At 68.4% G+C, this 26083-nt stretch carries 19 protein-coding genes; 5 read left to right on the forward strand and 14 right to left on the reverse strand.

Going from position 1 to position 26083, the window contains the following annotated elements:
- Positions 1–3: 3 nt before the first annotated feature.
- Positions 4–2352 carry a heavy metal translocating P-type ATPase gene (locus AC1REK_RS21905; RefSeq protein ID WP_492270204.1) on the reverse strand — a complete coding sequence of 783 codons (2349 nt, stop codon included), beginning with the start codon at positions 2350–2352 and terminating at the stop codon, positions 4–6.
- 76 nt (positions 2353–2428) lie between these two features.
- On the opposite strand from AC1REK_RS21905, the gene AC1REK_RS21910 reads away from it, so the two are divergent.
- Entirely contained in the window at positions 2429–2896 is a 468-nt protein-coding gene (locus AC1REK_RS21910; protein ID WP_492270203.1) for a MerR family transcriptional regulator, read from the forward strand.
- Positions 2897–3059: 163 nt separating this feature from the next.
- Positions 3060–4904 carry a glycosyltransferase family 2 protein gene (locus tag AC1REK_RS21915; RefSeq protein WP_492270202.1) on the forward strand — a complete coding sequence of 615 codons (1845 nt, stop codon included), beginning with the start codon at positions 3060–3062 and terminating at the stop codon, positions 4902–4904.
- A gap of 24 nt (positions 4905–4928) precedes the next feature.
- Here AC1REK_RS21915 and AC1REK_RS21920 read toward each other — a convergent pair whose 3' ends face one another.
- Complete coding sequence (locus tag AC1REK_RS21920) at positions 4929–5522, reverse strand: SCO family protein (RefSeq protein WP_414645024.1); 594 nt, start codon at positions 5520–5522, stop codon at positions 4929–4931.
- Positions 5523–5554: 32 nt separating this feature from the next.
- Complete coding sequence (locus tag AC1REK_RS21925; RefSeq protein ID WP_327524372.1) at positions 5555–5734, reverse strand: hypothetical protein; 180 nt, start codon at positions 5732–5734, stop codon at positions 5555–5557.
- A 201-nt stretch (positions 5735–5935) separates the two neighbouring features.
- On the opposite strand from AC1REK_RS21925, the gene AC1REK_RS21930 reads away from it, so the two are divergent.
- Entirely contained in the window at positions 5936–8878 is a 2943-nt protein-coding gene (locus AC1REK_RS21930) for a hypothetical protein (protein WP_492270201.1), read from the forward strand.
- Positions 8879–8998: 120 nt separating this feature from the next.
- Complete coding sequence (locus AC1REK_RS21935; RefSeq protein ID WP_492270200.1) at positions 8999–10702, forward strand: IlvD/Edd family dehydratase; 1704 nt, start codon at positions 8999–9001, stop codon at positions 10700–10702.
- Positions 10703–10718: 16 nt separating this feature from the next.
- Here AC1REK_RS21935 and AC1REK_RS21940 read toward each other — a convergent pair whose 3' ends face one another.
- Together AC1REK_RS21940 and AC1REK_RS21945 are read right to left on the reverse strand one after the other, a co-directional pair.
- Positions 10719–11846, reverse strand: coding sequence for a mandelate racemase/muconate lactonizing enzyme family protein (locus AC1REK_RS21940; protein ID WP_492270279.1), 1128 nt, complete (start codon positions 11844–11846; stop codon positions 10719–10721).
- A complete protein-coding gene (locus AC1REK_RS21945; protein WP_492270199.1) occupies positions 11846–12508 on the reverse strand; it encodes a GntR family transcriptional regulator in 663 nt (220 codons plus the stop codon). Before AC1REK_RS21945 ends, AC1REK_RS21940 begins: the two co-directional genes overlap by 1 nt.
- Positions 12509–12588: 80 nt before the next feature.
- On the opposite strand from AC1REK_RS21945, the gene AC1REK_RS21950 reads away from it, so the two are divergent.
- Positions 12589–13578: a tripartite tricarboxylate transporter substrate binding protein gene (locus AC1REK_RS21950; protein ID WP_492270198.1), complete on the forward strand. Its 990-nt coding sequence runs from the start codon at positions 12589–12591 to the stop codon at positions 13576–13578.
- Between the two features lie 45 nt (positions 13579–13623).
- On the opposite strand, the gene AC1REK_RS21955 is transcribed toward AC1REK_RS21950, so the two are convergent.
- From AC1REK_RS21955 to AC1REK_RS21995, 9 genes are all read right to left on the reverse strand, one after another.
- Positions 13624–15207: a sulfite reductase subunit alpha gene (locus AC1REK_RS21955; RefSeq protein WP_492270197.1), complete on the reverse strand. Its 1584-nt coding sequence runs from the start codon at positions 15205–15207 to the stop codon at positions 13624–13626.
- The gene (locus tag AC1REK_RS21960; RefSeq protein ID WP_492270196.1) at positions 15204–17000 is read right to left on the reverse strand and encodes a NirA family protein; all 1797 of its coding nucleotides are present in this window, start codon (positions 16998–17000) and stop codon (positions 15204–15206) included. The genes AC1REK_RS21955 and AC1REK_RS21960 overlap by 4 nt, the downstream gene beginning before the upstream one ends.
- Positions 17001–17011: 11 nt before the next feature.
- Positions 17012–17803, reverse strand: coding sequence for an ABC transporter ATP-binding protein (locus tag AC1REK_RS21965; RefSeq protein ID WP_492270195.1), 792 nt, complete (start codon positions 17801–17803; stop codon positions 17012–17014).
- 10 nt (positions 17804–17813) lie between these two features.
- The gene (ntrB, locus tag AC1REK_RS21970; RefSeq protein ID WP_492270194.1) at positions 17814–18722 is read right to left on the reverse strand and encodes a nitrate ABC transporter permease; all 909 of its coding nucleotides are present in this window, start codon (positions 18720–18722) and stop codon (positions 17814–17816) included.
- A 41-nt stretch (positions 18723–18763) separates the two neighbouring features.
- Positions 18764–21466, reverse strand: coding sequence for a molybdopterin-dependent oxidoreductase (locus AC1REK_RS21975; RefSeq protein WP_492270193.1), 2703 nt, complete (start codon positions 21464–21466; stop codon positions 18764–18766).
- Positions 21463–22677 carry an NAD(P)/FAD-dependent oxidoreductase gene (locus AC1REK_RS21980; protein ID WP_492270192.1) on the reverse strand — a complete coding sequence of 405 codons (1215 nt, stop codon included), beginning with the start codon at positions 22675–22677 and terminating at the stop codon, positions 21463–21465. Before AC1REK_RS21980 ends, AC1REK_RS21975 begins: the two co-directional genes overlap by 4 nt.
- 3 nt (positions 22678–22680) lie before the next feature.
- Entirely contained in the window at positions 22681–23985 is a 1305-nt protein-coding gene (locus tag AC1REK_RS21985; RefSeq protein WP_492270191.1) for a CmpA/NrtA family ABC transporter substrate-binding protein, read from the reverse strand.
- Between the two features lie 308 nt (positions 23986–24293).
- Complete coding sequence (locus AC1REK_RS21990) at positions 24294–25340, reverse strand: CmpA/NrtA family ABC transporter substrate-binding protein (protein ID WP_492270190.1); 1047 nt, start codon at positions 25338–25340, stop codon at positions 24294–24296.
- Positions 25337–25921 carry an ANTAR domain-containing response regulator gene (locus AC1REK_RS21995; RefSeq protein WP_492270189.1) on the reverse strand — a complete coding sequence of 195 codons (585 nt, stop codon included), beginning with the start codon at positions 25919–25921 and terminating at the stop codon, positions 25337–25339. The genes AC1REK_RS21990 and AC1REK_RS21995 overlap by 4 nt, the downstream gene beginning before the upstream one ends.
- Positions 25922–26083: the final 162 nt, after the last annotated feature.

The following is a 26083-nucleotide window of genomic DNA, read 5'->3' on the forward strand; positions in this document are numbered from 1 at the left end:
CCCTCAGCTCGTCTTGCCGGCGTCGAAGCGCAGCAGCCGCAGCGCATTCGCGGTGACCAGCACGGTCGCGCCGGTATCGGCGAGGATCGCGACCCAAAGCCCGGTGTAGCCGAGCACGCTGGTGACCAGGAACACCGCCTTCAACCCGAGCGCGAGCCCGATGTTGACGCGGATGTTCGCCATGGTGGCGCGCGCCAGCCGGATCATCGCCGCGATGTCCCGGACGCGGCTCTTCAGGACGGCGCCATCCGCCGTCTCGAGCGCGACATCGGTGCCGGAGCCCATTGCGACGCCGATCCCGGCCGCAGCCAATGCCGGCGCGTCGTTGATGCCGTCGCCGACCATCATCACCGGAGCCTGCTCCGAAAGCTCGCGGATCGCCGCGACCTTGTCGTCGGGCATCAGTTCGGCCCTGTGGTCCATGCCGAGCGCGCCGGCGATCGCCGCGCCGGTGCGGGCATTGTCGCCGGTCAGCATCACCGAGCGCACGCCGAGCGCCTTGAGCTCGGCGACCGCCGCCGCAGCATCGGCACGCGGCTCGTCGCGCAGCGCGATCAGCCCGGCGAGCACGCCATCGGCGATGACGGCAGCGACCGTCTTGCCGTCGGATTCGAGCTGCTCGACCGCAGCCTTCGCGGTCGCGTCGAAGGTCGCGCGGCTCGTGGCATGACGGGGGGCGCCGACGAAGATCGCGACTCCGTCGAGCTTGCCGGTGACGCCCTGCCCGGCAATGGCCGCGGCTTCGGTTGCCGGCCGTACCGGGATGAGATGCGCCTCGGCCCGGGCGATGATCGCCTGCGCCAGCGGATGGCTCGAGCCGGTCTCGACCGCGGCGGCGAGTTCGACGACCTCGCGCTCGCTCCGGCCCAGCGCCACTACCTCGGTGACGCGCGGCGTGCCCTCGGTCAGCGTCCCCGTCTTGTCGAAGGCGACCGTGCCGGTCTTGGCGGCGGCTTCGATGACGACGCCACCCTTCAGCAGCAGGCCCTGCCGGGCGCCGGCCGAGAGCGAAGCGGCGATCGCAGCGGGCACCGAGATGACGAGGGCGCAGGGGCAGCCGATCAGCAGCAGCGCCAGCGCGCGATAGATCCAGACCGCCCATTCGCCGCCGAAGAACAGCGGCGGCACCAGGGCGACCGCGATGGCGAGCGCCACGATCGCCGGCATGTAGATGCGCGAGAACCGGTCGATGAAGCGCTCGGTCGGCGCGCGGGCCTCCTGCGCCTCCTCGACCAGGCGGATGATGCGGGCAATGGTGTTGTCCTGCGCCGCCTTGGTGACGCGGGCGCGCAAGGCCGCCTCGCGGTTGACCGAGCCGGCGAAGACGGGATCGCCGACGCCTTTGGTCTTCGGCACCGATTCGCCGGTCACCGGGCTCTCGTCGATGCCGGAAATGCCGGAGACGATCTCGCCATCGGCCGGGACCCGGTCGCCCGGGCGGATCAGCACGATCTGGCCGATCGCCAGCGCGGCGGCATCGACCTGACGGGTCACGCCGTTCTCCTCGACCAGCGCGGTCTTGGGCACGAGGTCGCCGAGCGCCCGGATCGAGGCGCGGGCGCGGTCGGCGGCGACACCCTCCAGCACCTCGCCAACGGCGAACAGGAAGACGACCAGCGCCGCCTCCTCGGCCGCACCGATCACGAGCGCGCCGGCGGCGGCGATCGTCATCAGCATCTCGATGGTGAAGGGCACGCCGGCCGCAGCAGCAGCGAAGGCGCGCCGCGCCACCGGCACGACGCCGATCAGACAGGCGGCGACGAAGAGCCAGTAGGAAGCCGCCGGCCAGGCGAGGCTCGCCAGCCAGGCGCCGGCAAGCAGGGTTCCGGTGAGCAACACCAGCCGGCCCTTGCCGGTCTGGTACCAGCTCATGCCGTCCGGCGTCACCTCATGGACATGGCCGGGCAGGCCGTGCCCGGCATCGGCCTTAGCATTGGCCTCCTTGCCCGTGTCGCCATGCGAATGCGCGTGGCCTTCATGAGAGTGCTCATGATCATGCGCGTGCTCGTGCCCATCGTGCGACGCATGCTGGTGACCGGCCTCGTGGCCGGGCCTGGCGTGCCCGTGATCATGGCCACAGCCGCACGAATCGGCCGCCTTCGGCGCAGCCGCGGGCTTGGCCGGTGCCAGGGCATAGCCGAGGCCGGCGACGCGGCGCTCGACCTCCGCCGCCGTCGTCCCGCCGGAGGCGAGCGAGAGCGACAAAGTCTCCGACATCACCGAGAGCCGGACATCGCTGACGCCGGGCAGGCGCTCGACGGCACTGCGAATCTTCGCCGCGCAGCTCGCGCAATCCATGCCCGTGACCTGCCAGGACAGCGGGCTTGCGGCATCGGAATCGGGTTCGCGCATGATTGTCTCCGCTTGACGGCGCCTAGAGACACCCCAGATACAATCTGAAGTGACTAGAGGTTCAAGAGGAAAATCGATGTCCGACCGAAAGAATCTCGAGCGCGTCGTTCCGATCGGCGTGCTGGCCGAGCAGACCGGCGTCAAGGTCGAGACCATCCGCTATTACGAGCAGGTCGAACTGCTGCCGCCGCCGGAGCGGACCGAAGGCAACCAGCGCCGCTATGGCAGGCGCCATGTCGAGCGGCTCGCCTTCATCAAGCATGCGCGCGATCTCGGCTTCTCGGTCGACAGCATCCGCACCCTGCTGAAGCTTTCGGACAACCCGGAGCTGCCCTGCGACCAGGCGCATGCGATCTCCGTCGCCCATCTCGGCGAAGTCCGCCACAAGATCGCGCGGCTGCGCTCGCTCGAGAAGGAGCTGGAGCGCATCGCCGCAACCTGCTCCGGCGGGGTCAACGCCTGCGATTGCGCGATCATCGAGGCGCTCGCCGACCACTCGCAATGCGCTCATCACCAAAGCGGTGTCGCCGACGCCTGGCGCTGAACCCGGCCGATTCCAGCCCAAATGGCCGGAATCGCGCTAAGGATGCGGAATTCCACTCGACTCTCAATCCTAAAGAAGCAACCATAGGTTGTCGGCGAAGGTGAAATGGCCCGCCGACACGGGGGGCGACGATGGGAGCGCGGTCTTATGACCGTGTCGTTGCGTGAGCGGCGTGGCCGAAGCGGGCCTGCCGGTCGAGATCGCTTTCCTTGCGAGCCATGGCGTTCCTCCAGCTGAACTTCAACGGGCAGCGCTCGCCGCCGTCCGGCTCGGCGTCTCGCCTGCCAGGCAGGTCATCGCCTCCGGCCTCGTCGGTGAGGTTGCATTCTACCGGGCCCTCGCCGCCGAGCTCGGCCTACACTTCCTCGCCGAGGCTCCGCCACTGCTGCCGGGCGGAGACCTCGCGGCGATCATGCGCGAGGGCGTGTCGCGGGCCGCGAACGGGCCAAGGAGTCCCGTCCGCTTCGCCTGCGCACCGCCAGCAGGCGCACCGCTGCGGCGCTTCATGGCGGGCAAACCGCAGGGCCGCGACGACCTCGTGATCGTGACGCCTTCGGCTCTGGCCAGAGGGCTGCGCGCCAGCAATGCCCGCATGCTCGCCCGCCGGGCGGCCGGTCTCGACGAAGCCGGCCTTACCCGCTTCAGCGCCCGCACCGGCAGCAGCATCTCGCAGAAGGGGCTTGCGCTTCTCATGGTCGGCCTGCTCGCCGCGCTGACGACCCTCGCGCCGGTCGGCACGCTGATCGGTGTCGCGCTGGCCCTGGGACCGGTCTTCTTCGGCGCCGTCGTGCTGCGCCTCGCGAGCCTGATGGAGAAGCCCCCGGCCGACCTCTGGCGCGAGCATCGCTGGCGCGTCGATGACAGCCGCCTGCCGGTCTACACCGTCGCCGTGCCGCTCCTCGGCGAAGAAAAGGTCCTGAACCAGCTCATCGGCGCGCTGTCGGCGCTCGACTACCCGCCCGCCAAGCTCGACATCCGCATCCTCGTCGAGGAAATCGACCTGGGCATGCAGCGGTTGCTGGCGGCGCGCCAGCTGCCGCCTTTCATGCAGATCGTGATCGTGCCGCGCGGCGCGCCGCAGACCAAGCCGCGCGCCCTCAATGTCGCGCTGGCGGAAGCACAGGGCGAGCTGTTCACGATCTTCGACGCCGAGGACGTCCCGGAGCCGCAGCAATTGCGCCTCGCCGCCGCGCGCTTCCTGCGCGACGACGCGGATCTGGTCTGCCTGCAGGCCCGGCTTGTCATCGACAACACCGGGGATGGCTGGCTCGCCAGCTTCTTCGCGCTCGAATATGCCGGGCTCTTCGACGTCTTCAATCCGGGCCTGCTGCGCTGCGGCCTGCCGATCATGCTCGGTGGGACCTCGAACCATTTCCGCACCGAGGCGCTGCGCGAGGTCGGCGGCTGGGATGCCTGGAACGTCACCGAGGATGCCGATATCGGCTTTCGCCTGGTGCGGGCCGGCGGCCGCATCGCCGACCTGCCCTCGGCGACCCTGGAGGAGGCTCCGCCCAATCTGCGCGTCTGGATGAAGCAGCGCACGCGATGGCTGAAGGGCTATCTGCAGACGCTGATCAGCCACCTTCTGGCGCCGCATCGGCTGCTGCTCGAAGCCGGGCCGGTGGCGACGCTGACCTTCCTGGTGCTGGCACTCGGCACCCTGCTGGGCACGCTCGGCTACCCGTTCTTCCTGCTCGGTTTCACGCTCGCCGTTCTGAACGGCTCGCTGCTGAACCCCGACAGCCCTCTTGAGCTGCTGCTCTCGGCCACCGCACTGACGCTGACCGGTGCCGGGGTCTGCGTCGTTTTCCTGGTGCCGGCGCTCGGGGCCTGGCGACGCGGCGCCGTCGACCTCTGGCGCTGCCTACCGGGCCTGCCGCTCTATTACATGCTGGTCTCGCTGGCGGCCTGGCTCGCGCTGATCGAGTACAGCAACCGTCCCTTCGCCTGGAACAAGACGGAGCATGGCCGCGCCCGCTCCTCGCGCTATCGCAAGCCGCCAGCCTAGATCAGAACTGGCAGCGCGCCGGCGTCAAAGATGCCGCAGCCATTCCTGCGCCGCTTCCGCCGGCGGGCGCTCGATGTTGAAGGCGCCGACGAAGCCGCCATTCTTGTCCATCAGATAGACCAGCGCGGTGTGGTCCATGGTGTAGTCGCCATCCTTGAGCGGCACCTTCTTGGAGTAGCCGCGATAGGCCTTGATGGCGGCGTCGATCGCGGCGCGGTCCCCGGTGAGGCCGATGATGCGCGGATCGAAGGAGCCGAGATAGCTCTTCAGCGTCTCGACCGTGTCACGCTCGGGATCGACGCTGATGAACAGCGCCCGCAGCTTCTCGCCCTTCGTCCCGGCAGCGCGCAGCACCTCCGAGATCTCGAAGAGCTTGGTCGGGCAGATGTCGGGGCAATGGGTGAAGCCGAAGAAGACCAGGAAGGGCGCGCCGCGCAGATCCTTGTCGGTCAGCGTCTTGCCCTCGGCCGTGGTCAGCGAAAACGGCCCGCCGACGCTCGAGGCCAGGCTTTGCCCGGCCTGCCTTCCGGCGGGCGCGAAGGTGATGAAGGCGGCGGCAGCGAGCGCGACGGCACCGAGCAGGAAGACGATAAGGGGAAGGATCAGGCGGCGGTTCAAGGCAGGAATCCTCGGTCGACCGGCCGGACCGGTCAGAAGCAGGCCAGGATCGCGGCGATCAGCCCGTCGGTGAACAGGCGATCGCCCTCGCGCCACCAGAGCAGGAGCCCGGCGAGCAGCAACAACCCGACACCCCCGGCGAGCAGCCAGAGCACAGCCTTCGAGGCCGACGGCTCGTCATGGATCTCGGTCTGCGGCGACATATCCATCATGCGCAATCTAGCGCTCCAGCGCCGCGGCAGGAAGCGGCCATCACGCCGCAGCGATACGCGCAGGTCTCTATCTCACGATCAGAGACGGATTCACCGATCAGATTGATCCAACCTGATCGGATCCGGTCTGGCGCGATAATTGGGCTTGCGCTGCTTTCGCCCAGCAAGCAGCCTGCCGGCGCTGCTCCTCCCGGATTGCCCATGCTTCGCCAGATCGCGCTCCTTGGCCTGCTTTCCCTGGTTCCGGGACTCGCTGCCGCCTCCCAATGCCCGGCCGAACGCCCGACGCCGATGGTTCCCAGCGACCCTGCGCTCTGTGCCGCGCTCGATGGCGATATCCGCCGGCCGGGCGCCTTCCCCCTCGACGTCTACCAGGAGAAGCTCGGCCGCTATCTCGGCGCGTTCTGCCACCGCAATCCGGCCGCAGGCTGGCGCGTCGACAAGTCGGCGCGCGATACCGGGCCGTTCACCGCGACGCTCCGGAACGACAAGGCGACGGGAAACTATCACGGCACCCATGCGCCGGTCGTGATCTGGTACTCGCCGGAAATGTTCGGCTGGCTGAAGGCCAATCGCGGCGGAGCGCATGAGACGACGACCACCGAGGCGCCGGTGCCCGACGGCGCGCTGATGGTCAAGGAGATGTTCCCCGCCCCCGCCGCGCTTTGCCGCGATGTCGACCCGCTGCGCCTGCTGCCGACCAGCGGCGCGGCCGTGATGGTGCGCGACGCCAAGGCCTCGCATGATGGCTGGTTCTGGGGCTGGTTCGGCTGGAGCGACTGGAAGCCGGACTGGCCGGCCGGGCCCGGCAACGGCTATCCCAATATGGGCTTCGGGCAGTATTGCGTGAATTGCCATGCCAGCGCCAAGGCCAACGCCACCTTCGCCGACCTGAAGAACATCAAGGGCGAGCCGGGCCGCCCGCTGGTCTTCCTGAGCCAGAACAGCTTCACCGATCGTTCGGCCCACGCGCATAACGACCTTTCCGCCATGCTGAACCATCTGCGGATCGTGCAGGAATCCGACGACGTCACGCTGCTCGGCGCTCCCGCACGCCAACGCCCGGCACCCGAATTCGCTGCCTTCTACGGCATCCCCTTCCCGCATCCGAGCGCGGACAAGGTGATGCGGATGCCGTCCCAGACCTATGACAACGTCTGGGCCAGCGCGGACCGGCGCGAGGCGAAGCAGCAATTCCTGACTTCCGACCAGTGCCTCGGCTGCCACGACGCGGGATCGACGGGGCTGCATTTCGACATGACGCTGCCGGGGCCGGGCGGCCGTTTCCTCAATCTCTCGCCCTATGGCACCTGGAGCACCTCGCCCATGGGCCTGGCCGGGCGCGACCCGGTCTTCTTCGCCCAGCTCGCCAGCGAGACCGAGACCTTTCATCCGCAGGCGGCGGAGCTGGTGCAGGACACCTGCCTCGGCTGCCATGGCGTGATGGGGCAAAGACAGTTCAAGATCGACCAGCGCGCCGCGGGCAAGGGCTGCACGCCCTTTTCGCGTGCCGCCGTCGCAGCGGTGCCCTGGCCCGCCGGCCATTCCGGGCTCGCCGCGAAGCATGGGGCGCTCGCCCGAGACGGTGTCTCCTGCGCGACCTGTCACGCCATGGCGCTGAGCGAGGCCGAACGGAGCCGGGTCAAGGCCGAGCCGCAGAACAGCTGCGTCGAGGAGCGGCAGGCCTTTCTCAACCCCGAGAATACCGGCTTCGCCAGGACCTTCACCGGCAGCTTCCTGATGGGCGAGATGACCGAGATGAAGGGCCCGTTCGAGGATCCCAAGGTGAAGCCGATGGAGCATGCGCTCGGCATGACGCCGGTGCAGAACCCCGCCATGAAGAGCTCGGAGCTCTGCGGCAGCTGCCACACGGTGCATCTGCCGGTGCTCGACAAGGGCAAGGTCATCGGCCACACCTACGAGCAGACGACCTACGCCGAATGGGCGTTCAGCGATTTCCGCACCGGCCAGTCCCCGGACGGGGCGCTGCCCTTCGGCGCCGGCAAGAGTCCGGAGACCTGCCAGAGCTGCCATATGCCGAGCCGCGATGCGGACGGGCAGCCCTATCGCAGCAAGATCGCCAGCATCCAGGAATACTCCAACTTCCCGCAGGCGGAGCACACCCTGCCGCCGGAGGAGATCGACCTGCCGGTGCGCTCCGGCTTCGCCAGCCATGCGCTGGTCGGGCTGAACTCCTTCCTGATCAAGATGGCGCAGCAATTCCCCGAGCTGATGGGAATCCGGACGCAGGATCCGATGCTGACGAAGAAGGGCATCGATCCGCTGCTCTTCACCGAGAAGGCGATCGACCACCAGGCGGCCGAGCGCACCGCCGCCATCGCGGTCGAGAAGATCCGGCTGACCGGGTCAACGCTGGAAGCGTCGGTGCGCGTCACCAACAAGGTCGGCCACAAGTTTCCGAGCGGCGTCGGCTTTCGGCGCGCCTTCATCGAATTCAAGGTGCTCGACGAAGGCGGCAGGACGATCTGGGCCTCGGGGCGTACCGATGCGCTCGGCGTCATCACCGACGCAGCGGGCGCGCCCGTAGCCGGCGAGGTCTGGTGGAATTCCGACTGCTCGGCGAGGCTCGACCCGCTTGCCCATCAGCCGCATCGCGAAGTGATCACGCGGCAGGACCAGGTCCAGATCTATCAGGAGCTGGTTTCGAGCCCGCCGCTTTCGGGCCCGGCGCAATGCGGCACCGGCTCCCAACCGGCCGGGCAGCTGACGACGAGCTTCCTGTCGATCTGCGCGAATGTGAAGGACAACCGCCTGCTGCCGAAAGGCTATCTCAAGCGCGACGAGAGGGTGAAGCTCGCGGCGTCCCTCGGCGCCGGGCCGGAGCTGGCGGACGAAGCCGGGCCGGTCAATGTCGGTGACGATCCCGATTACCGGGAGGGAGGCGGCGACACGACGCTCTATCGCATCGCCCTGCCCGAGATCGACGGCAGGCCGGCCTCGGTCGAGGCCACCCTGTATTACCAGGCGACGCCGCCCTTCTATCTCCAGGATCGCTTCTGCACCTCGAAGAGCGCGGACACGCAGCGGCTGCATTTCATGACCAGCCGCCTCAACCTCGCCGGCTCGCGCTCCGAGGGCTGGAAGCTGCGCACCGTTTCGACCGGGCCGGTCAGGATTCAATAAGGCTCGCCCGCCGCGCAGCGAATGGCGTGCCCCGGCCTGTCATTCATGCACAATACCGCACCGCCGCGGCTCCTGCGGTGGTGCCTCGACAAGAGCCTCGAAGGAAGATGGTACGGCGCCATGAGCGAGACTGAACGCAAGGGACGCGGCATCGCCGGCGGTCTGACCAATTATGGCGACCCGGAATTCGCCGCTTATCTCCGCCGCTCCTTCGCCCGCTCGATGGGCTATTCCGACGAAGCGCTGGCGCGGCCGATCGTCGGCATCGCCAACACCTATAGCGGCTTCAACAACTGCCACCGGCACTTTCCGGAACTGCTCGAAGCGGTGAAGCGCGGCGTGCTGATGGCCGGCGGGCTGCCGGTCGAGTTCCCGACGATCTCGCTCGGCGAGGTCTTCCTCAACCCGACCAGCCTGAAGTTCCGCAATCTGATGGCGATGGGCACCGAGGAGATGATCCGGGCTCAGCCGATCGACGCCGTCGTGCTGATGGGCGGCTGCGACAAGACCGTGCCGGCGCAATTGATGGCGGCGCTCTCCGCCAATGTCCCGGCTGTGCAGCTGGTCGCCGGGCCGATGTCGACCGGGCGCCACAAGGGCGAGCGCCTCGGCGCCTGCACCGATTGCCGGCGCTTCTGGGCCCGCTTCCGCGCCGGGGAGATCGACCAGGACGAGATCGAGGCCGTCGAAGGGCGGCTCGCGACCACGGCCGGCACCTGCGCCGTGATGGGCACCGCCTCGACCATGGCCTGCATCGCCGAGACGCTCGGCCTCGCTTTGCCACGTTCCGCCGCGATCCCCGCCGTCCATGCCGACCGCCTGCGCTGCGCCGAGGAGAGCGGCAAGCGCGCCGTCGCGCTGATCGGCACGCAAACCCTGCTGCCCCGGCAGATCGTCACCGAGAAGGCGATCGAGAATGCCTGGCGGATGCTGCTGGCGATCTCCGGCTCGACCAATGCCGTCGTGCACCTCACCGCCATCGCCCGCCGCGCCGGCATCAAGGTCGACCTCCATCGCCTCAATCGGCTCTCCGACGAGACGCCGGTGCTGGTCAATCTGAAGCCGGTCGGCGCGAACTACATGGAGGATTTATTCGCCGGCGGCGGCGTTCCGGCGGTGCTGAAGGAGCTCCGCGACCTCCTGCATCTCGACTGCCTGACCGTAACGGGAAAGACGCTGGGCGAGCTGATCGACGAACCGCTGATCGACCAGGTCGACCGTTCGATCGTGCGCCCGCGCCAGGAGCCGGTCGATCCCGATGGCGGCCTCGTCGCCGTCTTCGGCTCGCTCGCGCCGCGCGGCGCCATCGTCAAGCGCGCTGCGGCCGAGAAGCGGCTGCTCGAGCATGAGGGCCGCGCCGTGGTCTTCTCCTCGCTCGACGACCTCGCCGCCCGGATCGACGATCCCGATCTCGATGTCGGCCCGGATGATGTCCTCGTCCTGCAGAATGCCGGGCCGAAGAGCGCCGCGGCGATGCCGGAAGCCGGCTATCTGCCGATCCCGCGCAAGCTCGCGGCGAAGGGCGTCAAGGACATGGTGCGGATCTCGGATGCGCGCATGTCGGGCACCGCCTATGGTGCGATCGTGCTGCATGTCGCGCCGGAGGCGGCAATCGGCGGCCCGCTCGCGCTGGTGCGCAATGGCGACAGGATCAGGCTCAGCGTGGCAGAGCGCCGGCTCGACCTGCTGGTCGACGAGGCCGAGTTGGAGGCGCGCCGCAAAGCCCTGCCGGAGCCGCCTACGGTGAGGCGCCGCGGCTACGACCGGCTCTATGACGAGCATGTCCTACAGGCCGACGAGGGTGTCGATTTCGACTTCTGCTAGTCGCGGCCTGCCTGCCTCAGGCCGAGAAGCGCAGATCGACCGTCGAGAGCGTATTGATCGCCTGCTGGTCGAGGGTGACGCCGAGCCCGGCGCCGGCGGGCAAGGCGGAAAGCCCGCCATCGACCGGCGGCAGGCCGGGCTGCGCCAGCGACCAGAACAGCGGCGTCTCGTCGAGCTGCATTTCCAGCATGCTGAAGCCCGGCAGGGCGGCGCAGAGCTGGAGGCTCGCGGCATGGCAGATCGGCCCGGTCGGATTATGCGGGGAGACGGCGATGCCGCGCTCGGCCAGTTGCTCGGCGGTGCGCAGCATCTCGTCGACGCCGCCGACATATTTCATGTCGGGCATCATCACGTCATAGGCCTCCGCATAGGCGAGGAAGGCCGGGGCGCCGGTGAACTCCTCGAGCCCGGCGAGCAGCGTGCCGCGGGCATTGAGGGTCTTGCGCATCGTCGCGAGGGCCGGAATCTGCCGGGGTTCCTCGACCACCGGGCATTCGAGCCAGTAGAGCCCGAAGGGGCGGATGGCCTCGACGAGCCGCGCCGACAGGGCCTCGCCGAACCGCCAATGGCAATCGACCATCAGACGCCGGTCCGGGCCGAGCGCCTCCCGAACGGCAGCGATCCGGGCGATGCCCGCATCCAGTGCCTTCCGACCTTCGGCATCGTCGCGCAAAGCGGGACCGACCTCGTCGAAGGGCGCGATCTTCACCGCCTGAAAGCCACGGGCGATGGCATGCGCGGCGCTCGCCCCGAAGCCGGCAGGCGAGCGGTCGCGGGTGCGGCGGTTGATGTTGGCATAGAGCGGGATGCGGGCGGCCGCATCGCCGCCGAGCCGGCTCGCGAGGCCGACGCCCTCAGCCCGTGCGGCGGCATCGCAGCGCGCGACGTCGAGCGCGGTGCGCAGGGCCGCGACAGGGAGCGGCGGCGGCGTGTCGAGGCCTGGCAGCGGCTCGCCGGCGAGCCAGCGCGGCAGGTTTTCGACGGCGGCGTCGAGCAGCGCCCGCTCGCGCCCGGCAAGGCTCGCCTCGCCGACGCCCTCGGCCCCGGAGGTGCAACGGATCTCCAGGAAGGACCAGAGCGTCTTGTCGGTGATCCGGACGATGCTGAGCCGCACCTGACTGATCGGATCGTCGAGAACTCGCATCACGCCAGGCTTTCTCCGCGCTGCGCCATCAGGTCCATCAGGTCCTGCCGCGTCTTGGTGACATGGGCCGCGGTCATGATCCCGCAGGCTTCGGCATCGCCGTCGCGCAGGGCCCGCAGAATGTGGTCGTGGTCGCTGGCGACGCCGCCGAGCCGCTCCGGGCGATAGCCGAGCCGCGACCAGAGCGCAGCCAGCAGCAGCCAATGGCGATCGAGCACCGCCAGGCCCTCGCCATTGCCCGCCGCCTCGTAGATCCGGCGATGAAAACGCTGGTTGATGACGACGCCCTGCGCATAGTCGCCGCGCTCCACGGCGGCGAGGCGTTCCGCCTCCAGTGCCGTGACCTCGGCGAGCCGGTCCCGGGTCATCGCCGGAGCCGCCTGGCGCGCGAGCGCGACCTCGACCGCGATGCGCACGGTGAAGAGATGCTCGACATGGCGCCGGTCGACCGTGACGACGCGCGCACCCTTGTTCGTCTCGGAAACCACAAGCCCTTCGCCAGCCAGGCTGCGCAGCGCCTCGCGCACCGGCATATGGCTCGCCCCGTAGCGGCTGGCGAGCTCGTCGATCCGCAGGCGGGCACCAAAGGCGAGGCCGCCGGCGACGATATCGTCCCGGATCCAGTCCTTGACCGAGTCGGCGCGGCTTTGGGTGGTCTGCATTGATTTGATCAAAAGAGTGAGTTACGCATCCTGTCAACCCAATACGAAGCACAGTTTTTGATCATCTTTGGAGAAATGCGATGAGAATGATCGGCATCGGGATGGCGTTCGGGCTCGTCGCGGCCCTCGGCTGCGCCGCCATGGCAAGCTCCGCCTCGGCCCAGCAATGGCCGGAACGCCAGGTGACGATCATCGTGCCGAGCGCACCGGGCGACGGCTCCGACATCGCCGCCCGCCTGATCGCCGAAAAGCTGCGCAACGCGCTCGGCCAGCCCTTCGTGGTCGAGAACCGGCTGGGCGCCGGCGGCGTCGTCGGCTCGGCGGCGGCGGCCCGCGCGGCTGCCGACGGCTACACCTTCATCATGGGCAATGCCGGCTCGCACGGCATCAACGCCGCGACCTATGCCAACATCCCCTATGACGTGATGCGCGACTTCACGCCGGTCTCGCTGGTCTACAAGGCGCCGAACATCTTCATCGCCAGCACCAAGCTGCCGGTGAAGTCGATGGCCGAGCTGATCAGCTATGCGAAGGCCAATCCGGGCAAGCTCAGCTATGCCTCGGGCGGCAGCGGCTCCTCCGCGCATATGAACTCGGAATATCTCAAGGTCCTGACCGGGATCGAGGCGACGCATGTGCCCTATCGCGGCGCCGGCCCGGCGCTGAACGACATCGTCTCCGGCCAGGTCGAGTTCATGGCGGTAAACCTGCCGCCGGCCATCGGCCTCGTCACCAGCGGCCAGGTCACGCCGCTCGCCGTCACCACGGCCAAGCGCGCGCCGGCCTTGCCGAACGTGCCGACCGTCGCCGAGTCGGGCTTTGCCGGCTACGAGACCGTCGCCTGGTTCGGCCTGCTCGGTCCGCAGGGCGTGCCGCCGGCGATCGTCGAGCGCCTGAATGCCGAGATCGTCAAGGCCTGCGCCGACACGCAGATCCAGGAGAAGCTCGCCGTGCTCGGCGGCGAGACGGTCTGCAACTCGCCGGCCGAGTTCAAGAGCTTCCTCGCGGCCGACATCGCGCGCTGGAAGGACGTGGCCGGCAAGGCGAATGTGACGCTGCAGGCCCAGTAATCCGCTCAGCGGCCGCTCCGGCGCCTCATCCGCGCCGGAGCAAGATCAATAGACGTCGGCCTGATAGCGGCCTGCCTTTTTCAGTGCCGCGACATAGGCGACGGCTTCGTCGACCGAGCGCTTGCCGTGCTCGGCGACGACATCGACCATGGCGCGCTCGACATCCTTGGCCATGCGCTTGGCATCACCGCAGACATAGAAATGCGCACCCTGTTCCAGCCAGGCGAAGAGCTCGGCGCCGCGCTCCCGCATCCGATCCTGGACGTAGATTTTGTCCTTGCCGTCGCGGGACCAGGCAAGGGTCAGGCCGGTGAGCACGCCCTCCTGCTTCATCGCGTTGAGCTCATCCTCATAGAAAAAATCGCTTGCCCGGCGCTGATGGCCGAAGAACAGCCAGTTCCTGCCCTTGGCGCCGCTCGCCTTGCGGTCGTGCAGGAAGGCGCGGAACGGGGCGACGCCGGTGCCGGGACCGCACATGATCACCGGCGTCTCCGGGTTCTCCGGCAGGCCGAAGCCATGGGCGCGCTGGACATAGACCGGCACTTTGTCGCCGGGCTGGACGCGCTCGCCCAAGAAGGTCGAGGCGACGCCCCAGCGCGGGCGCGAACCGATCTTGTAGCGCACCATATCGACGGTCAGCGAAATGCGGCCGGGCGTGGCGTTGAAGGATGAGGAGATCGAATAGAGCCGCGGCTGCAACGGATCGAGCGCCTCGACGAAGGCCTCGGGCGAGAGCCGCGCCGCGGAGAATTTGTGCAGCGTTCCGAGCACGTCGAGCCGGTCGAGATCGCCGTCCGGATCCTCGCCGGCCGCCAGCCGCTTGGCCTTCTGGCGGGTCTCGCCGCCGGTGACATAGGAGATCAGCTGGAACAGCGCGTCCGGCGCCGGCCCAAGCGCGCAATCGGCCAGCAGCTTTTCGCGCAGGGTCTTACCGCCAAGATCGGCATCGGGGCGGGCGCCGAGCAGCGCGATCACCGCATCGACCAGGCGCGGATCGTTCTGCGCCACGATGCCGAAGGCGTCGCCGACGACATAGTCGAGCCCGCTCGCGGAGAGATCGAACTCGACATGCCAGGTCTCCTTCTCGGAGCCTTCGCCATTGAGCTTGCGGCGCGAGAGAAAGGTGGCGAGCGCCGGGTTCTCGCGGCAGCGGCCTATCGAACCCGTGGGCGCGGCTGGCGCGGGCTTGGTGGGCGCGGCAGCAGGAGCGGCGCCGCCTTCCTCCATCAGCGCCTTGAGCTGGCGCAGCGTCTCCTTGCCGCCGGGTGCGCAGAGATTGAGCCGGCCTTCCTTGCCCTCGGCGATCGCGGCCGAATAGGTCTCGCAGACATAGCCGCACTGGCCGCAATCCTGCTGAGCCATGGCGGCGAAAAGCCTGCGCGGCAGCGACTTGCCTTCGGCGAGCTGCATGCGGTCGGCGATCGCCATGGCCGGATCGTGCCAGGGCGCGCCGTCATCGGCCTCCCCCATCACCGCGGCATTCTCGGCAGGCGACAGCGCGGTGACCCCGGCATTGTCGAGCGAGAGCAGGCCGGCGAAGAAGCCGTTGAGCCAGGAGCGCTGTTCCTCGCTGAAGGGCGCGGTCTCCGGCAGGACCTGGACGAGCGGGTTCGGCGTCTGCACGGTCATGCCGCTTCTCCCGTCTCAGCGACCAGTGCCTGCAGCGCCGCGATCTCGTGGCGGCGGGCGAAGGCGACGAAGCTCTCGTCGGGCGCGGCGCGATGGATTTGCCAGGTGCGCAGGATCGCCTCGACCAGAGCCGGCGCTTCCTCGGCCTTGACCTTCTCGCGGAAGGGCCGGGCCATGCCGCCATCGACGCCATAGCCGCCGCCGACAAGCAGGTCGTAGCCCGGCACGGTGTCGCCCTCCTCGTTGACCGGCACCTTGGCGCCGATCAGGCCGAGATCGCCGATATAGTGCTGGGCGCAGGAATGGTGGCAGCCGGTCAGGTGGATGTTGACCGGTTGATCCAGCATGATGCGTGGTTCGCAATGGTTGGCGATGGCGAGCGCATCCTCCTTGGTGTGGGCGGCGGCGAACTTGCAGCCGGTCGCCCCGGTGCAGGCGATCAGGCCGGCGCGCAGCACGGAGGTCTCGGCCGAAAGACCGATCGCCTTGAGGTTGGCGAGGACATCGTCGACCTTGGCGTCCGGCACGCCTGAGATCAGCAGGTTCTGCCAGACCGTCAGGCGGATATCGCCGTCGCCACAGGCCTGCGCGATCGCCGCGATCGTCCGCATCTGCTGCGCAGTGAGCTTGCCGACCGGTAGCGCAACGCCGACCCAGTTGAGGCCCGGCTGAAGCTGGGGGTGCACGCCGATATGGGCGAGGCGATCATAAACCGGGCGCGGCTTGACGAAGGGGCCATCGACGCGGATCAGCCGGCGGCCGAGCATCTCCTCGACCGCGGCGAGAAATTTGTCGAAGCCCCAGGCGTCCAGCACGTATTTCAGCCGGGCCTTGGCGCGGTTGGTGCGGTCGCCATTGGCGATGAAGACGCGCACGATCGCATCGGCCACTGCGACGGCATCGGATGGCGCGACGACGATACCGGTGTCGCGGGCGAGGTCGTGATGGCCGGTGATGCCGCCGAGCGCGAGCCGGTACCAGATGCCGGGCTCGACCGGCTGCCCTTCAAACGAAGCGCCTTCGCCGATCTCGATCGCCTGGAAGCCGATATCGTTGGTGTCCTCCAGCGTCGCGATCGAGCCGGCCCCGTCGAAGGCGACGTTGAACTTGCGCGGCAGGCCGTAGAGCGAGCGGTCGTTGAGGATGTGGTGATGCCAGGCGCGGGCGTGCGGGCGGGTGTCGAGCAGCTCGAGCGGGTCGATGCCGGCAGTCGCCGATCCTGTGACGTTGCGGATGTTGTCGGCGCCCGAGCCCTTGGCGGTAAGGCCGAGATCGGCAAGGCCTTCGAGCAGAAGCGGCGCGTTCTCGGCCCTGATCTCGCGGACCTGGAGATTGGCGCGGGTGGTGACGTGGCTATAGCCGCCGCCGAGACGCTCGGCGAGGTCGGCGACGCCCTCGAACTGCCAGGCCTTCAGGATGCCGTTCGGGATGCGCAGGCGGCACATATAGCTGTCCTGCGCCGGGGCGACATAGAACAGGCCGTGATAGCGCCAGCGGAAATTGTCCTCGGGCTTGGGATAAGTTCCCGACGAGGCCTGCGACTTGAAGCGCGCATAGGCGTCGAAGGGGTGCTCGGCCGCCTTCCACTTCTCCTGATCGACCAGCTTGCCGCCGGCAGCGAGCGTCTTCGCCTGCGCCTCGGCATGTTCCTTGTCGGGGCCGGATGGCGCGGCATTGCCGGAGCCGCCGGCACCACCGAGCGGCCCGAGGCCACGCGCGGCGCGGGCCGATTGCAGGCCGCTCATGAAGCCTTCGAGATAGCGCTTCTGCTCGGGGGAGAAGTCGTTGCTCATGGGCGTTTCCGTCACGCCGCCTCGACGAAGCGGTGGCGCTCGTAGAGGAACTTCAGCACCGCCTCGCGCGCAGCGATGTAGGTGCGGTCCGAGACCAGTTCGAGCCGCTTGCGCGGGCGTTCGAGCCGGACGTCGAGCACCTCGCCGATCCGGGCCGACGGGCCATTGGTCATCATCACGATCCGGTCGGAGAGCAGCACGGCCTCGTCGACGTCATGGGTGATCATGATCATCGTGTTGCCGAGCGTGGCGTGGATCTGCATGATGGAGTCCTGCAGATGGGCGCGGGTCAGCGCGTCGAGCGCGCCGAAGGGCTCGTCGAGCAGCAAGATCTTCGGCTCCATGGCGAGGCCGCGGGCGATGCCGACGCGCTGCTTCATGCCGCCGGAAATCTCAGACGGGCGCTTGTCCCTGGCATGGGCCATCTGGACGAGGTCGAGATTGTGCATGATCCAGTCATGCCGCTCGGCCTTGCCCTTCACGCCGCCGAAGACCTTGTTCACGGCGAGCGCGACATTGTCGTAGACGGAGAGCCAAGGCAGCAGCGAATGGTTCTGGAAGACCACGGCTCGCTCGGGGCCAGGCGCGTTGACCTCCTTGCCTTCGAGCAGCACCGCCCCGGCGCTCACCGGCGTCAACCCGGCGACGATGTTGAGAAGGGTCGATTTCCCGCAGCCGGAATGGCCGATGATCGAAACGAACTCGCCCTTGTCGATGACCAGGCTGATGTCCTTCAGGACCTCGGTCGTGGTGGCGCCGCGGGCGAAGCGTTTGTCGACATGATCGATCTTGAGATAGCTCATCGCCTGTCCCTCAATTGGCCTGTGTGCCGCGGGTGACGACATGGCCGATGAAGGCGACGAAGCGGTCGAGGATGAAGCCGACCACGCCGATATAGACCAGCGCCACGATGATGTCGGAGAGGCGCGAGGAGTTCCACGCGTCCCAGATGAAGAAGCCGATGCCCACGCCGCCGGTCAGCATCTCGGCGGCGACGATGGCGAGCCAGGACAGGCCGACGCCGATCCGAAGCCCGGTGAAGATGTAGGGCGCCGCCGAGGGCACCATGATCTTGAAGAAGAACTCGAGCTGGTTCAGCCGCAGCACCTGCGCGACGTTGCGATAGTCCTGCGGGATGTTGCGGATGCCGACGGCGGTGTTGATGATCACCGGCCAGATCGCGGTGATGAAGATCACGAAGATCGCCGAGGGCTGGCTGTCGCGGAAGGCGGCGAGCGAGAGCGGCAACCAGGCGAGCGGCGGCACGGTGCGCAGCACCTGGAAGACCGGGTCGAGACCACGCATCGCCCAGACCGACTGACCGACGAGGGCGCCGAGCAGCACGCCGATCACCGCCGCCAGGCTGAAGCCGATCGCGACGCGCTGCAGCGAGACCAGGATGCGCCAGCCGAGGCCGATATCCTGCGAGCCGTTCCAGAAGAAGGGCTCGACGATCAGGTCGCGCGCCTCGCTCCAGATCTTGCTCGGCGGCGGCAGCGAGGATTGCGGGCCGGACGCGGCGATCTGCCAGAACAGCAGCAGCAGCGCGACGGTCAGCAGCGGTGGCAGCAAATTGACGGCGATCGCCCTGAACCAGGACGCCACGCGCCCGGTCAACGGCCTTGCAGCCAGAGGCGGCAGGGCCACGACCGCAGCCTTGGCGCCGGGCAGCGCGACGATCACCGCCTCCGCCGCCGCTCTCTTCGAGACAGCCTGTCCCATCGCGATACTCCCTTGTCCGTGCTGCTGCTGCGCCGCGTCCGTCATGCCGCCTCCGTCGCGCGCGACTGCGCCCCGATGCGGCGGATCTCTGGGAGGCAGGAACCGCAATTCGTGCCCGCCTTGAGCTGACGCCCGATATCCTCGGCACTCAGCGCCTGGCCGCCGGCGAAGGCGGCGCGGATGGCGTTGAGGCCGACGCCGAAACAGGCGCAGACGATCGGCCCTGCCTCGGCGATGCCGCCTGGGCTGCGGCCGGCGAGCAATGCCAGCCGGTTCTCCGGCTCCCTGCCGGCGGCGAAGGCCGCCTTCACCGTGTCCCAGAGCGGCGCCTGCCCGGCGGGAGCGAGGAAGAGCGCCCCGATCAGGCGGCCGTTCCTTGTCGCGATGCAGCGATAGACCCCACCGGTCCGGTCGATCATTTCAGTGAGTTCGCAGCCGCTGAAGGTGGCATTCGTATGCGCCATCAGCGCCTCGAGGCCGCTATCGGTGGCGAAGAGCCGTCCCTCTCCGCCTTCGACGGCGAGCCTCGCCCACCAGCTGCCTGGCGGCAGTGCAAAACCATCCCGCGACAGGACGAAGCCCTGCGAGGCATAGGCGACCGGAGCGATCGCGGCCGGCGTCGCCTTCAGCTCGGGCTGTCCTGAGAATGGATCGCAGGCGGCCTGCGCGAGGGCGCCGATACGGGCATCGGAGGCCGTCTCGCCGGACCAGTGGATCGGCGCGAAGGGGGCGCCTGGCCGTGCGCCCTCGTCGAGCACCACCTTGAGCACGGCGGCGCCATGTTCGGTCGCGACGCGGGCGAAGCCGCCTTCGCTGACGCCGTAGCGCTCGGCATCGCGCGGATGCAGGAAGATCACGGGCTCGGCGATGTGGGCCGAGAGCCGGGCGCTCAGGCCCGTGCGCGTCATGCTGTGCCAGTGATCGCGGATGCGACCGGTGTTCAGCAGCAGGGGCCGCTCGGCATCCGGCTGGCTGGCGAGCGCTGGAACCGCCAGAGGTCGCATGGTGGCGCGGCCACCAGGCGCGAAGAAGCCGCCATCCGCGAACAGGCGGGCGGTGCCGCCGGGGCGCCCGACCGGCAGCGGCCATTGCACCGGCTCGAGCGCATCGTAGTCGCCGCGCCCGAGGCCGGCATGGGCGCCGAGGTCGAGATCGCGGCTGCCCTCGTTCTCGAAGGCCGTGAGCGCGGCGTGCTCGGCATAGATTTCGGCCGGGCCGGCATAGGCGAAGGCCTCGCCGAAGCCGAGGCGGCGCGCGACCTCGCAGATGATCCACCAATCCGGCCGCGCCTCGCCCGGCAGGGACAGGAAGGCGCGCTGGCGCGAGATCCGGCGCTCGGAATTGCTGACGGTGCCGTCCTTCTCGCCCCAGGCGGCGGCCGGCAGGATGTAGTGCGGACCGGCGGCCAGCGTGTCGTTGGAGAGGACGTTCTCGGAGACGATGAAGAGTTCGAGCCCGCCGAGCGCCGCCTGGACCGCGTCGGCGCGCGGCAGTGAGACGACCGGGTTGGTCGCCATCACCCACAACGCCCTGAGACGGCAGTCGGCGACGGCGTCCATCATGGCGACGGCTTTAAATCCCTCCCTGTCCGCCATCCGCGGTGCGCCCCAGAAGCGCCGGACGCGGTCGATCTCGCCAGCCGAATAACCCATATGGGCGGCGAGCATGTTGGCGAGACCGCCGACCTCGCGCCCACCCATGGCGTTGGGCTGGCCGGTCAGCGAGAACGGGCCGCTTCCGGGCCGGCCGATCCGGCCGGTGGCGAGATGGCAATGCAGGATGGCGGCGACCTTGTCGGTCCCTTGTGCCGACTGGTTTACGCCCTGGCTCCAGGCAGTGACGACGGCGGGAGTTTCGGCCCAGAGCCTGTAGAAGGCGGCGATGTCGGCGGCCGGGAGCCCTGTTCCTTCGGCGATCGTGGCGAGGTTCGGCGCAAGCGCCCGCGCATTGGCGAGCGTCTCGTCGACGCCGCTGGTGTGGTGCTCCAGATAGCTCGCATCGAGCAAGCCGCCATCGGCGAGATGGACCAGGAGCCCCGCGAACAACAGGCTGTCGGAGCCGGGCTTCAGCGGTAGGACGAGATCGGCCTCCTCGGCGCTCGCCGTGACCCTGGGATCGATGACCACGACCCTGGCGCCGCGCTCCGCCCGGTTCTGCTGGATCCGGCGGAACAGCACCGGATGGCACCAGGCCGCGTTGGAGCCGACGAGTACGACGAGATCGGCGCAGTCGAGGTCCTCATAGCAGCCCGGCACCGTATCCGAGCCGAGGACGCGGCGATGGCCCGCAACCGTCGAGGACATGCAAAGCCGCGAATTGGTGTCGACATGCGGCGTGCCGATGAAGCCCTTGGCGAGCTTGTTGGCGACGTAATAATCCTCGGTCAGGAGCTGGCCGGAGAGATAGAAGGCGACCGCCTCGGGACCGTCGCGTTCGACGATCGCCCTCAGCCTGGCCGCGACCCCATCCAGCGCCTCGTCCCAGGAGACCCGGTCATAGGCGCCGCGGGCATTGCGCTTCAGCGGATGCAGCACGCGCGTACCCAGACCGAGCGTCTCGCCCAGCGCCGAGCCCTTGGAACAGAGCCGGCCGCGATTGGCGGGATGGGCCGGATCGCCGGCGATCACCGCTCCGCCCTTGCCGTCCGGCGTCGCCAGGATGCCGCAGCCGACCCCGCAATAGGGGCAGGTGGTGCGGACCGGCTGGTCGGAACGGCCGGAGAGCGGGGCGTCATGCCGCATCATGCGGCCTCCCCGATGCAATAGTCCTCGCCGAAGGGCAGCTCGGCGCGGAACGGCGTGATGTCCTGCTGCGAGCGGATCAGGCCGAGATAGAACAGGGCTCCCTGCGTATCGCCCACCAGCACGCAGCCGGCGAGCCTGCCCTCGCGCAGCACGAATTTGCGGTAGATGCCGGCGCCCCGGTCGCGCAGCACCACGGTCTCGGCGCCTTCGCCGGCCTCGAACTCGCCGGCCGAGAAGACGCCGACGCCGGAGACCTTGAGGTTGGTCGCGAGCAGCGAGCCGGCATAGCCTGCCTCGCGGCCGGTGAGGCGAGTGGCGAGCGTGCGCGCCTGCTCATAGGCGGGCTCGACCAACCCATAGACCTGACCACGATGCTCGGCGCATTCGCCGATCGCAAAGATCGCTGGATCGCTGGTCGCCAGCGCATCGTCGACGACGATGCCGCGCGCGATCTCGAGCCCGGCCGCTGCGGCAAGATCGGTGTTCGGCCGCACGCCGATGGCGATCACGACGAGCTCGGCCGGGATCACCGTGCCGTCCTGCAATGCGACGCCTTCGACCTTGTCCGTCCCGACGAAGCCCTTGGTCGCGCTGTTCAACCGGATCTCGACGCCGCGCATGGCCATGGCGGAGGCAAGCAGCGCCGCGCCCTCGGCATCGAGCTGGCGCTCCATCAGCCGGTCGACGAGATGCAGCAGCGTAACCTGACCGCCGGCGCGTGCCAGCCCATAGGCGGCTTCGAGCCCGAGCAGGCCGCCGCCGATGACGACGATGCGGGCGCCACGCGCTGCATAAGCCCGCATCGCCTGGACATCGGCCGTGTCGCGAAAGGTCGCGACGCCCGGGAGGTCACCGCCGGGGAAAGGCGGCTTCAGCGGCTTCGAGCCGGTAGCGAGGACGAGCTTGCCATAGGGCAGGGTGAGGCCATCGGCCAGCGTCACGCATTTTGCCGCCCGGTCGATGCCGGTGACCGGCTTGCCGTAGAGCATCGAAACGCCGCGGTCGCGCCACCAGGCGGCGGGCTTCAATTCGATCTCCGGCTCCGCGATCTCGCCGGCCAGCAGCGGCGAGAGCAGCACCCGGTTGTAGGCGAGCCGCGGCTCGGCCCCGATCACCGCGACGGAATAGCGGCCGAGCGCGCGCTGGCTGAGTTCGTCGACCAGTCTGGTCGCCGCCATGCCCTTTCCCACGATGATCAGCGGCTCGGCCATGGCTCAGGCGACCCGCTTGATCTTAAGGGCCTTGAGATAGTCGAGCGGCGCGGCCGGATCGAACTTCACGCCGTCGAAGAAGGTCTCGACGCCGCGGCTATCGCCCGTGGGGGCCCCGGAGACGCCGAGCGCCTTGGCGGCCTCGCGCCAGAGATCGGCGCGGTTGGTCTTGTCGACCAGCGCCTTGATGTCGATGGTCGGCTCGAACTTGCCCCAGCGGATGTTCTCGGCGACGAACCAGGTGTCGAGGCTCTTCCAGGGGTAGGAAGAGGAGCCGCCCTCGCCCCAGAACTTCATGTAGAGCTTGGTGCCCTTGGCGTCGCGGCCATTGCCGTAATTGATGTCGCCCTGCAGCCGCTTGTTGATGTCGCCAACGGGGACGTTGAACCATTGCCGCTTGCCGACGATTTCGGAGAGCTCCTGGCGGTTCTCCATCCTGTCGGCCCATTGCTGGGCTTCCATTACCGCCATCAGGATGGCCTGCGTCGCCTTCGGATTGGCTTCGACGAAATCGGCGCGCATGCCGAGGATCTTCTCGGGGTGCCGGGCCCAGAGCTCGCCGGTGGTCAGCGCGGTGTAGCCGATGTTCTGGTTGACCAGCTGCTCGTTCCACGGCTCGCCGACGCAGAAGCAGTCCATGGTGCCGACCTTCATGTTCGCCACCATCTGCGGCGGCGGCACGACGATGACCTTGATGTCGGTGTCGGGGTCGATGCCGCCGGCAGCGAGCCAGTAGCGGATCCAGAGATCATGAGTGCCGCCCGGGAAGGTCATGGCGGCGGTGAGTTCCTTGCCCGCCGCCTTCTTGCGCTCGAAGGCCTGCTTCAGCGGCGCGGCGTCCTTCTTGACGTTGAGGTCCTTGTATTCGTTCGAGACCGAGATCGCCTGGCCGTCCTCGTTGAGGTTCAGCAGCGTGTACATCGGCAGGGGCTGGCCGTTCTGCATCACCTTGCCGGTGGCGTAGAGATGCGTCTTCGGGCGCAGGATGTGGCCGCCATCGATGCCGTTGTTCTTGAAGCCGAGTGCCATGTTGTCGCGTGTCGCGCCCCAGGAGGCCTGCTTGGCGATGTCCATGTCGGGCAGGCCGTATTTGGCGAAGAGCCCCTTCTCCTTGGCGATGATCAGCGGCGAGGCGTCGGTCAGGGCGATGTAGCCGAGGCGCGTGCCCTTGACCTCCGGGCCGGCGCCTTGCGCAAACGCGCCGGCCGGCAGCGCGATCCGCGCCGCGCCCAGCAGCGCCGCGGCGCCCGAGAGCCGCAGCAGCCTGCGGCGGCTGGGTCTTGCTCTTGTCTCGATCATCTCGCTCATCAATCGCCTCGCTTGGGAATGCCGGATCGAAGTCGGGAAGCATCCAGAACGAAAACGCCGCGCGAAAGCGCCCCGTCAGGCACATTCGACAGCGGCGTTGCTGTGCGTTCGGTCAGGAAATCGGCGCGGGCAGCCTTGGCCGCGTCACTGGAACTCTTACAAGGAGCGTGCCAACTGCCGGATCGCGACGAAAATCCTGGACTCTCAAGGCGTTAGCCGGCGATTGCCCTGAAAGTCGGCATTTCGCTCGACGATGTTGCGGCGCACAATTTATCTGCGACAGCACAAAAACTATGCAGAACCGCCGATCAGAAAGAGCTGTCCAGGAATAGGGCAGGCAGGAACATCGCCCGCGCTTGCGCGAGCATGTCAGCCGTTCGCACAACCTGCCCTGCTGCCTCCATGCTCGCCAATATCCAGTCGGCATGGGCACGATTGGGTTTCAACGCCTCCCGGTCGAAACGAATGAAGCGCTCGACCCGGCGCGGCGGCCGGCCTCCCCCCTGGATCAGGCTGAAACGCAGCACCGGCGCGATCAGCTCCGCCGGCAGCGCCAGCCGGTCCGGCCGCGACAGATGCAGGGCGAGACGTTCGCCATTCGCGGGTTCCTGGACCCAGTCGCCGGCCCGCAGGATCGCGGCATTGAGCCGCGCCACCGCGTTCGAGCGTCGGTCTGCATCGTCGGCGCGCCAGGCCAGCACCTTGTCGGGGCAGTCGCGGCGCAGATCGACGCCGCAATGAAGCATGGCCCCGATGCCGGCAGCGACCGCGGCGGCGTTCCAGGGCGCCCCGGCGCAGAAGCCGTCGACGCGCCCGCTGCTCAAGGCCTCCACCGTCTGCGGCGGCGGCACCACCTCGAAACGGATATCGTCGCCGAGCTTCAGACCGCCCTTCGCCAGCCATTCGCAGAGCAGATAGGTGTGGCTCGAGAAGCCGAAGACGGCAGCGAAGGTCAGCTGCGGCAGGCCGGACCTCTTGCGGCGCGCGACCAGCGCGGCGAGCGCCGCCGCGGAGATCGTGGGGTTGGCCATGTCGCCCTGCGCCAGCCTCGCCAGCTCCTCGAAGCGCCGCAACGAGAGGGTGATGGCGCTGCCGTCGAGGTTGAGGGCGATCGGTACCGCCATCGGCGCCCTGACGCCGCCAATCCCCAGCGTCGCAGCGACCGCGGCCGGACCGAGCATATGGGCGGCATCGAGCAGGCGGACATTGAGCTTGTCGCGCAGGTTCGACCAGGACACCTCGCGCACCAGCTCGAGATCGAGCCCCTCGGCCTCGGCGAAGCCCTCATCCTTCGCGGCGACAATCAGCGCGGAATCGATCAGCGGCATGAAGCCGACCCGCAGATGCAGCGTCATTTCAGCACCTCGGCGGCCGTGATGATTGAACGGGCGATGTCGACGAGCTTGCGCTTCTCGTTCATCGCGGTCTTGCGCAGGAGGGCGTAGGCCTCCTCCTCGGACAGGCCCTTCAGCCGCATGACGATGCCCTTGGCGCGGTCGATCGTCTTGCGGTCGTCGAGCTGCGAACGGGCCTCGTCGAGTTCCTGCTGGAGGCGGCTAAAGGCGTTGAAGCGGCTGATACAGGTCTGCAGGATCGGCTTCAGCCGCTCCTTCTTCAGCCCGTCGACGATATAGGCGGAGACCCCGGCCTCGACCGCCTCCTCGATCGAGGCGGCATCGGACTGGTCGACGAACATGGTGATCGGGCGCTTCACATGGCGGCTGACCAGGAACATGTCGGCGAGCGCGTCGCGGCTCGGATTCTCGAGGTCGACCACCACCACATCGGGGTCGTGCCGCTCGATGGCGGCGACGAGGCCGGTCGTCCCGGAAACGCGAATGAGCTCGTGGTAGCCCGCTTCCCGCAGGCCTTCCTCGATGATCGCGGCCCGGACCTGGTTCGCGTCAACGATGAGGATCCGCAGATTGCACACCATGCCTTTCGATCGTCCCAGCTGAATGACCCGGCATCACTCAATCAGGAATCGTGCCAGCTCGGCTGGCGCTCGCAGGCAAGCGGGATGGAGTGTTCGAGACGACTGCGAGAATACTATCTGGGACCGCCCCAAAGCAGCGTCATTGCCTAGCCTTGTAGCCAG

Source organism: Allobosea sp. GW823-FHT02B03, assembly GCF_058797755.1.

Coding starts and splice junctions, on each gene's coding strand:
- AC1REK_RS21905 (WP_492270204.1), bottom strand. CDS start 2,352: ATGCGCGAACCCGATTCCGATGCCGCAAGCCCGCTGTCCTGGCAGGTC.
- AC1REK_RS21910 (WP_492270203.1), top strand. CDS start 2,429: ATGTCCGACCGAAAGAATCTCGAGCGCGTCGTTCCGATCGGCGTGCTG.
- AC1REK_RS21925 (WP_327524372.1), bottom strand. CDS start 5,734: ATGATGGATATGTCGCCGCAGACCGAGATCCATGACGAGCCGTCGGCC.
- AC1REK_RS21930 (WP_492270201.1), top strand. CDS start 5,936: ATGCTTCGCCAGATCGCGCTCCTTGGCCTGCTTTCCCTGGTTCCGGGA.
- AC1REK_RS21935 (WP_492270200.1), top strand. CDS start 8,999: ATGAGCGAGACTGAACGCAAGGGACGCGGCATCGCCGGCGGTCTGACC.
- AC1REK_RS21940 (WP_492270279.1), bottom strand. CDS start 11,846: ATGCGAGTTCTCGACGATCCGATCAGTCAGGTGCGGCTCAGCATCGTC.
- AC1REK_RS21945 (WP_492270199.1), bottom strand. CDS start 12,508: ATGCAGACCACCCAAAGCCGCGCCGACTCGGTCAAGGACTGGATCCGG.
- AC1REK_RS21950 (WP_492270198.1), top strand. CDS start 12,589: ATGAGAATGATCGGCATCGGGATGGCGTTCGGGCTCGTCGCGGCCCTC.
- AC1REK_RS21955 (WP_492270197.1), bottom strand. CDS start 15,207: ATGACCGTGCAGACGCCGAACCCGCTCGTCCAGGTCCTGCCGGAGACC.
- AC1REK_RS21960 (WP_492270196.1), bottom strand. CDS start 17,000: ATGAGCAACGACTTCTCCCCCGAGCAGAAGCGCTATCTCGAAGGCTTC.
- AC1REK_RS21965 (WP_492270195.1), bottom strand. CDS start 17,803: ATGAGCTATCTCAAGATCGATCATGTCGACAAACGCTTCGCCCGCGGC.
- ntrB (WP_492270194.1), bottom strand. CDS start 18,722: ATGGGACAGGCTGTCTCGAAGAGAGCGGCGGCGGAGGCGGTGATCGTC.
- AC1REK_RS21975 (WP_492270193.1), bottom strand. CDS start 21,466: ATGATGCGGCATGACGCCCCGCTCTCCGGCCGTTCCGACCAGCCGGTC.
- AC1REK_RS21980 (WP_492270192.1), bottom strand. CDS start 22,677: ATGGCCGAGCCGCTGATCATCGTGGGAAAGGGCATGGCGGCGACCAGA.
- AC1REK_RS21985 (WP_492270191.1), bottom strand. CDS start 23,985: ATGAGCGAGATGATCGAGACAAGAGCAAGACCCAGCCGCCGCAGGCTG.
- AC1REK_RS21990 (WP_492270190.1), bottom strand. CDS start 25,340: ATGACGCTGCATCTGCGGGTCGGCTTCATGCCGCTGATCGATTCCGCG.
- AC1REK_RS21995 (WP_492270189.1), bottom strand. CDS start 25,921: ATGGTGTGCAATCTGCGGATCCTCATCGTTGACGCGAACCAGGTCCGG.